The organism is Paenibacillus sp. 01T442, assembly GCF_056398345.1.
In genome coordinates this window covers 13996-28271 of the sequence record NZ_JBFTPF010000029.1, presented here as the reverse complement: position 1 = coordinate 28271, position 14276 = coordinate 13996, and the positions used below count along the sequence as shown (strand labels likewise).

The window sequence follows — 14276 nt, the reverse complement described above, 5'->3', positions numbered from 1 at the left end:
TTAGATATTGTTCTCCCGCCTGAAGGAGCTGGGCGTTTGTCCAACCAAGCGCTTAAATACCTTGATGAAGTAGGCATCGTCGGCAAAGCCCGTTTGAAAGGCGATCTCCTCCACACTCAGCTTGGCATGCAGCAGCAAGCGTTTCGCCTGTTCGATCCGGATATTTTGCAAATAAGCGATAGGCGTCAATCCGGTTTTTTTGCCAAACACGGTGCTTAAGTAGTCCACATTGATAGCTACCAGTTTGGCTAAATCCGCAACCCTGATATTTTCCTTGTAATGCTCCAGCATATATTGAATCACCCGGTTCACCTCGGGATGGTCCGTAAAGCTGACATGTTCCTTTTTCAGCTGCCGGATATGCTCCCGAATGGTTTGCAGCACATGCGCCAGCAACGATTCATGGCTTATAGCCGAGTTGATTCCCTCATGATCCTCCGATTTCCGTCCTGCCAGCATCGCCACCATATGAAGAAGATGGGACGCCAGCATTTTCACTTCCATATGAGAGAATGAGGAATATTCCATGATATCCCATATACGAGTTGCCACCTCGGCGCATTTGGTTTCATTGCGTTCTTCAAAGCAGCGGATCAGCTCGGCTTCCAGCTCCGCGACGGGCGGCAGCTCATGCCGATCCTTCATCGGGCTTGCCTCACGGCCGTACCAATCGCCATTCAACTGATTCAGCGCAGAGCGCCAATCCTGGGACAGACGGGCCAGACTGCTGCCGGCTGCCAGTCCAGCCGGACAGTTCGGCTTGTTCCAACGGGCATGGTCTGCCTTCTTCTGAAAGCTCCAGCAAAAGAAGGTTGTCTGTCCCCCTTCATAGAAGGATTGGACCAACAGATACGCTTCCGTCCGGATACCCGCCTGATCCGCAGCAGCGGGAACGGCTCCGTTCAGCACGGCAATAATATCAAGCCTCAGACTACGGAATTTCTCCGCTGCCGCTGCCGTTCCGGCCTGATCCTCATGAACCAATGCGCCTGTTCCCCGGATGCCCGACCAGGTGCGGTGATACAGAGGATAAAGCGCCTCTCCCGCATCTCGAAGCTCTTCAAGCAATTCCCCCTTGATCCGCGCCAGGTTTTCCAACAGCACATCATCATTTAAAGACAGCTTTAATAGATAATTGAAGGCGCCGTATTGAAGGGCGTCCCGGGCGTAATCAAAGTGGCTCATGGCCGTCAGCATAATAAACCGGCTGCGAATTCCCGCCTTCCGCGTTTCCTTCAGCAGTTCAATCCCGTCCATGCCCGGCATGACAATATCGGCAATCACGACATCGGGCCTAAACTCCAGGATAGCCGCCAAAGCCTCCCTTCCGTTACCCGCCTCACCCGCAACACAAAAGCCGTGGCGTTCCCAGTCCACCGTTTCCCGGATGGCCTCCCGAACATAACCTTCATCTTCCACCAGCAAAACCGTCCACATGCCCACTATCTCCTTCCTGTGAATAAGGTGTCGCAATCAACAATGGCAGCTGGACCCGGACCAGGGTCCCTTCCGCGCCGGATACAAATTCTATGGCGCCCTCCCGCTTAAAAAGCAGTTGCAGCCTTTCTTTCAGATTGCTTAGTCCGATCCCGTGTCCGCTTCGCCTTACCGGCCTGCGGGCGGCCTCTTCCATGCCGATGCCGTTATCTTCCACCTCCAGAATAAGTTCGCTTCCCTCCGCCTTGGCCCTGACCCAGATGGTGCAGCAGCCTTTGGCTGCGTCAAAGCCATGGACGATGGAATTCTCCACCAGAGGCTGCAGACTAAACCTTGGAACCAGAGCGTATTGAACCGACTCATCCATTTCATAATGGATGGTGAAATGATCCCTGAAGCGAAACGCCTGTATGGATTCGTAGGAGCGCAATAGTTTGATTTCTTCTTTAAGGGTGACCAGCTCAATTTCCGAGCTGAGGCTTGCCTCCAGAATGAACCCCAAAGAGGTACAGATGCCCGCGATCGCTTCCTGTTTTTCTCTTCTGGCCATCCATTTGACCGTGTTCAAGGTGTTCAACAGAAAATGCGGGTTCATTTGGGAGAGCAGCATTTGGAATCGAACCGCCTGCTTTTGCCGCTCCTCCAGCTTAAGCTTGTTTATGAGTACGACGACATCATCAATCATCCGGTTGAAGCTTTCGCCAAGGGAGCGCACCTCGTCCGTTGCACCCTTGCCGACGGATATTTTGACATTCAGCTTCTTGTCCGATGCTTCCTCCATGCTCCGCTCCAAGACATACAGCGGCCCCGTCATGCGAGCCGACAGGAAGATGGTTACAAGCACGAAGGCGATGACCAGAATCGTCAGAAAGAGGAAAACGATAAGCCTTAACCGCTGGATCTCCTGCTGCAGCTCGTTTAAAGGCATTTGACTGACCACATACCAGTCCAGTTCCTCCAGGTAGCTGTAATTGACAAGAGACAAGGCGCGTTCGTCCTCGAAATGTCCTTCCTGCGCCCGTGCAGACATGATCCTTTGCATCATGTCTCTGCTGATAGCTGGTTCCTTATTTTGCAGAACAACCTCTCCTTGGCCGGTAAAGATAGTCAGATCCTGGTTGGCCGGGCTATCCTTTAACGTGCTGCGGAACCATTCTTTGATATTGATGCTGATGCGCGCCAGTCCGAAATTTCCCCGTAGTTGGTCGTCCAGGATAGTGTACAGGCTCAGAAGCTTGCTCCCTTGGCTGCCGTTCACATCATTCCAATCATCTGCCACCCAGCGGTATGGATGAGAACCGCTTTTCAGCTTATTTTGCCAATCTTGCATTTCTTTCAGCCCATTGGACAACTTGCCGTTGGGAGCATAGGAGGTGTATACATTGCCCTTCCGGTCGATGAATCTAAAATACAACTCCGTCTGATGGAAGAAAAAACTGTTGTTGATGCCAAACATTTTGCTTTCAATCACTTTCTTTCGCTCAAGGGGATCATACTTGTCCGGATTGTCCATAATCTGGATCAGACTCTCGTCCTGGCTCAGCATGATGTTCGTCTTATAGGCGAAAGCCATCATATCCGTCAAGGACACATGAACCTGCTGCATACGCTCGGACATTTGGTCCATCATGTCCTTCTGGCGAATGGATTCGAAATGCTGGAACAAATAAAAAATGGCAACGCACAAAGGAACCATCAGCAGGGTGATATAAGCCATGATAAGCCTGAACTTCAAGGTGTTCGGAAGCAAGTAGCGCCAGATTGTCATCGTAATGATTCACTCCCCTAAACGTAATCGGATGTCTTCAATATACGAAACTTGACGGAGGCATGTATACGTTCTCCAAAAGAATCGCCGGATTTCTCGAACAAGCAAAAACGCCTCTGTCATGAACAAGAGGCGCTTTGCCCAAAACCATCGCCAGTTTTGGGTTATTGAATTCGATTGTATCACACGAAGAGACGGTGCCAGTAGATTCAAAACTTGTACATTCATATAACAATTCTTAGGGGTTGGTGAATCGACGTATTACGTTCTGACTCAGAAAAGGACCTGGCAGACTTCAAATTGAAGTCCGCCAGGTCCCTTTTCTAACACAACCGTTATTTTTTCTCAGCCTTAATCGCTTGATCCGCTCTTGTTTTCATATTCTGTATAGCTTTGTCCAAAGGCTGTACACCCATGACATATTTCTCTGTTTCCTCGTTAATAATTTTGGTCATTTCCGGTAAAGCGGTGGAAATCGTTTGAACTGGGAACGAATAATCGCCCTTGATTAGCGATTTCAGAGAATCCACGTTTATTAGGTTTGCTGCATCTCCGACCATAAGCTCAGCCACTTTATCCACATCAATTTTTTTGGAAGATGGCAAACGTCCACCTGGAATCATGAGAAGATTGCCTTCAGTTAAGTACCACGAGATAAATTGAAAGGCTTCGTCTTTGTTCGAGGACGTATTGTTTATCGACATAAAGTCGTTGAAACCTGCCGTATTCACTTTGCCGCCCTTCTCCAACTGGGGCACAGGGGCAAATATAGTTTTGAACTCATGCGGGAAGCTCTTGGTATCCTTCACATTCCTTAGCAAATGTGTGCCTCCGAAGATCATTGCCGCTTTACCGGTCAGCAGCTCATTGGGAGGAAGCAGCTTGTTGGCGATAATTTCCGGCCACTTAACCGATAATCCTTTGTCCTGCAGCGCTTTTTGATATTCCAAGCCCTTCTTGACGGCAGGACTGTCGAAGGTGGACAATCCATCCGCGGTATAATAGGAATCCACTGGCTTATTCTCAAGAATGGCAAAACGTACCATATTATCCTGTGGAGCCTGAATAAAACTGCCCTTCTGATCCGGTGTATGCAGCTTCTCAGCAAGCGCCATGTAGTCATCCCATGTCCATCCTTGAGCCGGGATTTTCTCTCCCGTTTTCTCCAAGGCCGTTTGATTAATCAAAACGGAAGATAACAGCTTCATGGCAGGTAAATAATGCGTTTTCCCTTTGAATGGGACGACATTATCTTTACCAATAATATCATCTACATTAAGCTTATATTTGCTAATCAAATCATCCAACGGATAGGTGACGCCAGCATTCGCTCGGCGATTATAATTCGTTTCTCCATAGCTAAAGAAAATGTCCGGAGCATCGGAGTTGCTGATAAGCGCCGTATCGAGCTTCGTGTTACCGCTATCGTCGTTAACATAGCGTGTATACTCCACTTGGATATCGGGATGTGAGCTGTTCCACTTCGTGACTACATCCTTGGGTCCGCTCTCTTCAGGAATGCCGCCCCACATCTTAAGTTTGACGGCTTTCGTAGGAACAGCGGAGCTTGCAGTCGTCGCTGCAGCGGGAGATGAGCTTGTTTGATTGTCGCCTTTTGCACAGCCGGAAAGCATCAAACTAAATGCCATTGTTAGTGATAGTGTGGAATATATCGATTTCTTCATACAGGTAAAACCCCTCTCTTACTTGTTTTCATCCGTTTGGAACATCATTAGCATAGCAAAGTGATCATTCCTGCGTAATGAATTCATTTAAGATCTTACCTGTCTTATTTTATCCACTTTTAGTGAATATAGCGCTTACGATATTCTTGCGGGTATATGCCTTCAATTTTTTTAAACAACTTAGCGAAATAATTAGGGTCCGAATAGCCGATCGCGTCCGCGACTTCATAAATTTTAACATTGGGATCCTTGAGCATTTCCCTGGCTTTCTTCATTCGTATACGGATCATGTAATCGATCATCGTTTCGCCTGTTTCTTTCTTGAATAAGGAGCTTAAATACGGTTCCGTAAAATTAACTTCTTTTGCTAAGTCAGACATTTTAAAGGAAGTGCTGTACTTTTCTTCGATCATTCTTTGAACGGCTCTAATTTCGGGTCGAGGCTGATGAACCGTGCTTGCGCGCAAATGCTCGAAGAAGACGGAAATCCAACCAATCAACCACTCGCTTATTTCTTGGATAGACTCAGATGTCCTCACGACATGATGAGGATACTTCCCTTCGTAGGGCTCAATCGAGTAAAGGTCCCCACCTTTATGTTGAAGGAACACCTCGAATTGATGCACAATATGCAGCCAACGTTCTCTTGCTAGATCTGGATAAGGTTTGGGTACTCCGTTTTCTAAATAGGCGTCAGCCATATTCCTTACAGCATTCTGAAGCGCTTCTTTGTCTTGCCGAGCCATCAAATCGAGCCATTCATCCTGTGACGAAATGGGCAAAGCATGATTCACGAACAGTTGTTCTCTATAGCGAATGACACGATTCGAGTCATTGTAAAATCTCTCCAAAAGCGCTTCTTCAGCAAACTTACATGCTTCATGCAGGTCGTATGCTCGTTCAACAGGGGAATAAGTACCGAAATAGACAGACATTTTGAGATAGCGTTGTATACATTCCCTCATCTCCTCAAGCATCGGCTCCTCCCCCGTACCGGATATCATACCGAAACGTCCCCCACTCAATTCCACAATATGTCCTGCCTTATATTTGCGCATAATTTCCCTAAGTATATTCATTACGGAAAAGCGCAGCAGCTTTTCACTCTTAAAGCGATTCTCATCTACAACAGACTCGTATCGGTCGATTCTCATCACAGAAACCGTCCATGGAAATGGCGGAAGCAGATCCGCATATTCCTCTGAGAGATCATCCGCTTCCCTCTTCGAGTATTGCATGGTTAAGAGATCATGCAAATGCTTTTCAATGGTTATTTCTTGGCGAAATTGAACAGATTTCCGATTAAGAAGTACCGTTTCCTCCTGCTTCTTACGCTCGTTCTCGATTTCCGCTTGCATTTGCTGCAGCTTGGATTGAAGATCTTCCGGTCTCATAGTCAGCTTCAATATATAGTCGGAAGCGCCAAGCTGCAAGGCCCGCCTTACATACCCAAAATCATTATAATTGGATAAAATTAAAATTTTGATGTGCGGATATAGCTCCCTCACCCGTTCCATTAGCGAGATTCCATCCATATTCGGCATAGAAATGTCGGTGATCAACAGGTCACATGGCTTTTCAGCAAGAATGGTAAGGGCATCTAATCCATCCACAGCCTCGCCAATCAATTCAAAACCGAATTCCTCCCAAGGAATAAACGTCTTGAGTCCGAGTCTCACCAGAAATTCATCTTCCACTAATAAAAGCTTGGTCATGCTGGATCCTCCATCCTGTTCCAAGGCAGCTTGATAACCGTCTCCACGCCGGCTTCCATGCCATTGTGCATAAATAGCCCATGAGGTTCCCCGAAATGCATGCGAATTCGACTTTGAACATTTTCAAGTCCGATTCCACTATATTTCCCTTGCCTGATGGGATCGGATTTCTCAAGAGCATCGTCTGCAAGCTTTCTCTCAGACAGCCCTTGACCATTATCTGAAATCGTGACAAACAACAAACCGTCTTCCTGATAAGCCCCAATTTGGATGATTAAAGGCATACGGTTACCATGGATAATGCTGTTTTCCACAATAGGTTGAAGGGTGAATTTAAGCATGCGCGCAGACAACAAACTTTCATCGACCTGAATGAACAAATCTATATTATCGTTAAACCGAATTTTTTGCAGTGAAAAATAGTGCTGTATAAAATCAAGCTCATCTCGCAGTGTGACAACTTCGCTCTCCTGCTTCATACTGTAGCTGAGCATAATACCTAAGGAAGTAATCATATCCCCAACGTTTTTAGCACCCGAGAATAAAGCCAGCCACTTAATAGAATTGAGTGCATTAAACAAGAAATGGGGAGAAATTTGGGCCTGGAGAGCATGAAATCTTGCTTCCTCTTTAAGCTGCTGCTCTTCTCGAAGCGTCTTAACCATCTCCTTCAAGCTTGACAGCATACGGTTGAAGTGATGGCTCAGCAGTCCAATTTCATCGTTTCCTCCCGCCAACGCAGGCTTTTCGAAATTTCCGGATGATGCTTTACCCATTGCCTGCACGAGTGAACGAATTGGCTTCATCAAACGTAAAGTAAAGAAGACATAGATGAGAAGAAAGAATGCGAATAAAACGATGACACTCCATGTCGTTGTGGAACGTACGTTTTTCAACTGCTGCACCCATTGTTCTTGCATGGGGATCCATCGCAATTGCCAGCCAGTTGCTTTTAAGGTTTGTGCAAATATGGATCGTTCCTCTCCCGATTCAATCTTGTTCCACAATTCCTCCTGTCCCCAAAGCAGGCGGGTATTATCGGATATCAGGAATTGGGCAGGGGAATCCTCCTCTGTGCCATTGGAAACAAGAAACATTTCCTTGATTGGAAATGCGATAAAGACTAAACCATATCCCTTTGTCGTCTCACCTTTAATTAACCGGACCATGGTAATAAAACCACCTTCTTGGTTCCCTTCAAGGCCTTTCACTTTCAAAGAAGGGTTCACATCCCAAGCAGGAGCACCATTTTTTTCTTTGGCTTGTTTCACATAATCCGGCATCACTTTAAGAATCTCTTCGGTTTGATTGGTCGCATAGATGCTGCCATTAAATCCATAAACCGCAACAATGGCATGGTTGTCCAAAATATAGGAGATCAGGTTGTCCATCTTGCTCTGTAGACCAATTACCCTCTGGAAGGTTGGATAATCATCTAAATCCGACTGCCCCGAACTTCTTAGCAATTGCAAAACATCATAGTCGTTCGTGAGCAAATTCGAAACATTTAACGTCCGATTCAGCATATCGTTGGCTCGATCCGTAACCCGCTTTAGAACCTGAGTTTGAGTGTCGGTCATTTGTCTCATAAATATTTTGTCAGATTGAACGAAGTAGAGATACAACATTAATAAAATAGGAACCACAATAAACAACGTAAATACAAGTAAAAACTTGAGTCGAAGCGAGAAAAATAACTGCCTTTTGTTTACTGTCATTCCTCTCTCCCCTTCGAAAACAATGTGCAATGGCAACCGTCCACTGAACGGTTGCCATAATGATTTATATAGGTAGTATTATAACTCACAGATTACTTTTATAACTAGGTGCTGTTTAATGTTTATACATGGTTATATTTAATATAAGATTGAAGTCCTTCGAGGATGAGCGACCGCGTTTTCAAGGTTGTTTATATCGCCAATAAGCGTTCTCCGTTTTTCGAATGTTCAAGGATGTGACCGGGCGAACGCCGGTAATAAAAGAGCCGAATGGATCGTTCTCATCCACTCAGCTCTTAGGATTATTTTACAACAATTTGTATAACATCACTTACTGTTGTTCCACTTCCATTTATAAACTCGCCACGATACTGATAATTGCCAGGAGCTTTCCCCGAAATTTGTGTAATTGCTGATTGTGCACTTGGTGTGTGTGAAGATAAAGCTTGCGTTTCAATAAGTTCGCCATTTTCGTATAATCGATATGCTACTGCGTTCGTCCCCCACCACATATTAGCAGTAATGGTATAGTTCCCATCTTGATCCCAGTTGTCACTGGACAACACAGGTTTGCCGGGATTCGCATCACTCACGATGACGGTATGTGGATCACATGAAGTCGTTCCATACAAATTCGATAACACACATGTATACACATAGGTTCCGTTTGGCTTACCTTGAATTGGAATAATGGAAGTCTGGGCTGCTGGTGATGCATCGGCCAGTGACTTCGTTTGAATCAATTGGCCATTCTCGTACAACTTATACAGTGAGCCATTGTTTCCCCACCACATATTCATCGTAACCTCATAATTGCCATCATATAAGCCTGACGCATAACCACTATTATTCGATAGTATCGGTTTACCTGGCACCTCGTTCGCATGCAATGCCGGACTGAAGGATTGCCGTTCGAACTTAACGGCGTCGGCCCTCGTATAAATCATATCAGCAGGAAGGGTCGGCGGATCTACCGTAGTCGGAGTGTCCCTAGTTAAACGAACATACTCGCTGCCGTCTCCTGTAAAGTCGAACGTGCCAAGATTAACCCAACCCGATGAGCCAACTGTCGCATCCATATAGGTCACCTCGGTGACCGACTGATGCTTCACTTCGACTTTGACATGATTATCGTTTGCCGTTGTATGGACGAGCTTGTAGATATAGACCGCATATCTCCCTTCTGGGAATTGCGCCTTCCATGTCGCCGATGAACCTTGAACCGTAGAGTAACGGGACTTCACGCCAATTTTGTAGCCGGCTAAATTACTTTGGCTCCAAGACCCTACTGTCGTGTATAACCCGGACGTATTCGTACTGTCGACGATTATCGTCAGATCCCTAATCGCTATGGTCAAATGTGGTGTAGTTAAAGTCACTCCGTCCATCGTTACCGTGGCCCACACTTCGATGTGATCCGTTACGCCATCTAGGTTTTGAAGGGTCACCAAACCGTTACTGTCCACTGTTGCCAGATCGGTTCTGTCAACGAAATACTGCACATTGGCCTGGGTCAAATCACCGATCAATCCGTTGTCCAAGTAGCCAGTTACACTCAGTTGAGCAGCTTGCGTCATCTGTAATTCGTCCCTATCCGACTTGATGATCACCGACTCCAATTGGAGCGTTCGATTAGGGTCCACCCACATCATGGCATCAGCAACTACCCGTGACTTGTTGGCTTTATTCGTTAATTCGACATACCCACTATCCCCTGCTGCAAAAGGATAGGCTCCTAGGAATACCCACGTCCCATTGGCTATGGACTGATCAACGGTAACCGTCTCGGAGCCTCCGCTATAATAAACGGTAAAGGAGGCGTTGGTTGCCCAATTTTCGCTAGTGGCAGTTATTTGCGGAAGCTTGTAATACACATTATATGTGACGCTTTCTGGTAGGTCAGGTCGCCATTTAATTGTGCTTGTTGCTGTTCCCGCAGTCGATTTCGCATACACATAGTTATCATAGTAGTAGTCATTGGCGGTTGTATCTCGTATCCAGACGCCTTCTGTATCCGCCTCTGTATTATCTACAATAATGGATGCTTCCTCCTGCCACTCTGGTTGGACTGGCGTTACTGCTACGTGATCTGGCAGATATAGCGTCCGCTTGCGGGTCTGTTTTCCGTCCGATTCCACATAATAGGTGAATGTTTGGGACAAATCATTTACCCGTATCGACCACTCCATCGGATAGATCGTATCTGGAACCGTCGTGTACGTGGCCCCGCCATCCAAGGAGTAATGGATCGTCGCTGGCTTTGTCGTTTTTGCCTCCACATAAGCATCGTAGGACGTTTTGTCGGGCTTGACGATGAGCATGCCTTTAACAGCATCGATTGGACTGTGGACATCGAAGAAATAGCTCGCATCCGATGTATCAGCAGTTCTAACCTGATGCAGCGGCACATTAATATTAAGTCCCTCCACAATGATAGCAGTTATCCCCTTGCCTGAAACCGTGGCCTGAATGATTCCGCCTCTCATCACCGCTTGCTCTGGTGTCCCGTTATCGCGGATGATGGTTACGTTATAATCTAGTGCTGGGTTGAACCCGATCATTTGCGCATTCAATTCGATCGGAGTCTGTACCTCAGCCGTCGATTCGTTACTTAAACTGATGTAGAATTTATTTCCGCTTTCTCCCGTTATCCAGTTCAATTGCGGATGGTTGGTTTCGATAATCCCTTTGGGCATCCAGAGCCACACATTAGAATTGCCGTAAAATTGTCCTGGCTTATTCCCATAGAGATGATATTTGAACCATAAGAAATTAGTTTCAAATACGGAAGGGAAAGTAATACTTCCATTCGATTTCAGCGATTGTTCGCTGATGAGATAATCCATCGTTTGCCCGAGCTGTGCCGGCATATGGTGATAATAGATGGATGTTGCCCCGCTTGGACCTTGCAGAGGAAAATCCGGTTGGAGTTGACTAACCGCGAAGCCTTTATAGTAATACCCTGGATAGTTGGAATATCGTCCGATAACCGCATTATGCGCGATATCCTGCAATAATTTATCGCCAGTATAGAGCGATAATCTCATCATGAATGGCGCTTCCTGCGCGTTCATCCGATAATAGCCGGTTGTACTTCCCGCTTCAAACGTCAACCCATTGGGAGAAACAAGCCAACTGTCCGCTTGTACGCCACCGGCTACATCTTCAGGGAGCTTGCTCCTAGGATAGGCGTATTTGCCACTTTCCGGCCAATGGAACGATTCCGCGTAATTATACGTCTCCGGCTGTGGAATCGTAACGGTGCCTTCAGGAACCGGACGAGCAACGAACATGGTGGCGTACTGTTTGGCTTCCTTGTACGCGGCATTCAAATATTTGGAATCTTTCGTTTCCTCGTACAGCTCCAAGATCTCCATCCACAGCTTGCCATAATAATAAATAAACTCATTTTTACTCACATTCACGGATGCAGGCGTATCGATATTTTGAGCGATATAGCTGTCGGCTGCATCCTTGGCAGCCTGCAAATACTGCGCATCACCCGTCATACGATACATCATAAGGGGCTGAATAACAGGTCCCCGATCTTTCTGATCCGGATCTCGCACAAGATACTCTTCCTGCCCTAGCGCCCCAATGCCTGCCGAAGTACCCAGCAATTGATTGACAGCGGCAACGCTTGAAACGTCGAATGGCAAGGTTGCCATTTTCCATAACGATGGTACGCTGTATACGGGCTTCTGTGTCGGCGACCAACCGATACCATTTCGCGATACCCCGTACTGAATTAACGGCAACGCCCTCGTATTGTAAAGCTGGTCGTCCCCAGTCAAATAATAAGCCCCCAGAAGAGCCGCATTCGATGTTGTTCGAACGCTATCCTCGTTCTCAATATCGATGAAGCCCTTGGCCCGGTTCCACCACCCGCTTGGTGATGGGACATAATTAACAGAGTCATCCCCCTGCGGTTCGATCTTGAGCAGATCGATCATATTAAACATCGCGTCCGTAAGCGACTGATCCGCGACATTTTCCCGGTATGCCGAATAGTCGTATTCAGTGCGGAGAATATCCTCGTAGGCTTCATACAGTTTGCTTCTCTGAGCGATTAGCCCCATATGAAACTGATAGGTGCTTTCCGCGGTCATTTGTGAATAAGTCCCTAGTTGAGGCGCATATAGGATCGGCTGCACGCTGCCTTCGTTGTTGACAAGACTCATGCCAAGCCGTTGCTGGGAAACGCCCCCCGTCGGTTCAAACTCGACCGGCAGTTCCTCAGATGGTGCAAATATACCATACGATATCGCATTTCCAGCTCCATCATTCTTCTCAACTAGACTCATCGGAGCACTTAACTCCCTCAAGCTAGTTGATTCAACTGATCCTACCATTTTCGCATGCGACCTGAAACCACTTAACACTTCATTGATGCCTGAGACTAGCTCTGTTGTGAAAGATTGATAGCCAATCACATAATTCCCGTTCCGGCGAGGTGTAAAAGCAAAGGAAACATCAGGTTTGTCCCCTGCCAATGACCAGTTTACTTGTAAATCGTAATCGCTTCCATGCAAAGAATCGGTTAATACGGCCGTATGGCTATCAGGGAAATGGATCCCGTCGAATGTAATCCAGCGTTTGTTCATCGTATCGTAGTAATTGGTTCGACTTCCCGCATTCCCATCCAATAAGACCCATTGTTCTTCAAGTCTTTCCGGCACCGTATTCATTGGCACCCAGTTCCCTGTCACCGTGTCCTTGTAGAACAGATCACGAACGATGGATTTGCCGCCATCCCAAGCGGCTTCATAGAAAGTCGCCTTATAGTTTGCGTTTTCAATGCTGCCTTTCTCCGTATAGCTGAGATTCGCCAATGTGCGGCTGCGCAGCGGAGGTAGAGGTGGCGCTTGCTGCCGGATATTCCCTTCGAACTTAACTGCATCCGCACGCGTAATGATTGTTCCGGTCGTAGGTTGTGTTCGTGTCAGCCTGACAAACTCCGTATCAGCACCACTGAAATAATAGGTCCCCAAATCAACCCAACCGACGGATGGTCCTGATGAGGGCCTTAGATCCATAAACATGACATCCGTAATCCCATTATGAACAATCTCGATTTTCACATTACTATCTGCTTTATCCGCCCAATCCAGCTTGTAGAACGATATTTTCGCCGTCCCTGCTTCCAATCGCGGATTCCATGTAATGCTTCTTCCTACAGCATCTGTATAGTTGGAACTGGAATTATTATACCCTTTCACCCCCGTGCTCGTGCTCCAATAAGGAGCTGAGTATCCGTTATTCTTGTTATCCACATCAACGGTAACGACACCATCCGTCGTAATGCTTCCATTATCAATAATAATCGTCTTATGGGGCTCTTTTTGCTGAATATTCCCTTCGAATTTAACCGCATCCGCACGCGTAAGTATTGTGCTGGTGCTGCCGGTAGAGCGGGTCAATTTAACGAATTCTTCACCAATCCCGGAAAAATAGTACTCCCCCAAATCAACCCAACCCACAGCCGCCCCGAATGAAGGTCTCAAATCTATAAATTGAACATCCGTCGTGCCATTATGAACGATTTCGATTTTCACATTGCTATCTGCTTTATCCGCCCAATCAAGCTTGTAGAACGATATTCTCGCCGTTCCTGCGTCCAATCGTGGATTCCACGTTATGGTTCTGCCTACTGTACTTGTATATTTGGAACTGGAGTTATCATACCCCTTCACACCTGTACTTGTGGTCCAATTCGGAGCCGAGTATCCGTTATTCATGTTATCCACATCAGGTGTCACAACACCATTAATCGTGATGCTCCCATCATCGATGATGATCGTCTTATTCGGTAAGGACTCCGCATTAGTGGAGCTTACTCCGAGAAAGTTCAGTGGCACTATCATCGTCATCATTAAAACGATTAAAGGCAGCTTCCTTTTTAACATATCACTCACATCCTCTCCCTATATTGACAGCGCTTTCAACACAAACA

Annotated in this window: 6 protein-coding genes; all 6 read right to left on the bottom strand. The window is 46.6% G+C overall.

The window, feature by feature from the left end; genetic code table 11:
- Positions 1 to 1437, bottom strand: coding sequence for a response regulator (locus AC1DLM_RS20475; RefSeq protein ID WP_441988753.1), 1437 nt, complete (start codon positions 1435 to 1437; stop codon positions 1 to 3).
- A complete protein-coding gene (locus AC1DLM_RS20470; RefSeq protein ID WP_477570996.1) occupies positions 1409 to 3205 on the bottom strand; it encodes a cache domain-containing sensor histidine kinase in 1797 nt (598 codons plus the stop codon). The genes AC1DLM_RS20475 and AC1DLM_RS20470 overlap by 29 nt, the downstream gene beginning before the upstream one ends.
- Positions 3206 to 3540: 335 nt before the next feature.
- On the bottom strand, positions 3541 to 4890 hold the full coding sequence (locus AC1DLM_RS20465) for an ABC transporter substrate-binding protein (RefSeq protein WP_477570995.1): 1350 nt from the start codon (positions 4888 to 4890) through the stop codon (positions 3541 to 3543).
- Positions 4891 to 5009: 119 nt separating this feature from the next.
- A complete protein-coding gene (locus tag AC1DLM_RS20460) occupies positions 5010 to 6605 on the bottom strand; it encodes a response regulator (RefSeq protein WP_477570994.1) in 1596 nt (531 codons plus the stop codon).
- A complete protein-coding gene (locus AC1DLM_RS20455; protein WP_477570993.1) occupies positions 6602 to 8323 on the bottom strand; it encodes a histidine kinase in 1722 nt (573 codons plus the stop codon). Before AC1DLM_RS20455 ends, AC1DLM_RS20460 begins: the two co-directional genes overlap by 4 nt.
- 302 nt (positions 8324 to 8625) lie before the next feature.
- Positions 8626 to 14229 (bottom strand): golvesin C-terminal-like domain-containing protein, encoded by a 5604-nt coding sequence (locus AC1DLM_RS20450; protein ID WP_477570992.1) that lies wholly within the window; start codon positions 14227 to 14229, stop codon positions 8626 to 8628.
- Positions 14230 to 14276 lie beyond the last annotated feature (47 nt).

Coding starts and splice junctions, on each gene's coding strand:
- AC1DLM_RS20475 (WP_441988753.1), bottom strand. CDS start 1,437: ATGTGGACGGTTTTGCTGGTGGAAGATGAAGGTTATGTTCGGGAGGCC.
- AC1DLM_RS20465 (WP_477570995.1), bottom strand. CDS start 4,890: ATGAAGAAATCGATATATTCCACACTATCACTAACAATGGCATTTAGT.
- AC1DLM_RS20470 (WP_477570996.1), bottom strand. CDS start 3,205: ATGACAATCTGGCGCTACTTGCTTCCGAACACCTTGAAGTTCAGGCTT.
- AC1DLM_RS20460 (WP_477570994.1), bottom strand. CDS start 6,605: ATGACCAAGCTTTTATTAGTGGAAGATGAATTTCTGGTGAGACTCGGA.
- AC1DLM_RS20450 (WP_477570992.1), bottom strand. CDS start 14,229: ATGTTAAAAAGGAAGCTGCCTTTAATCGTTTTAATGATGACGATGATA.
- AC1DLM_RS20455 (WP_477570993.1), bottom strand. CDS start 8,323: ATGACAGTAAACAAAAGGCAGTTATTTTTCTCGCTTCGACTCAAGTTT.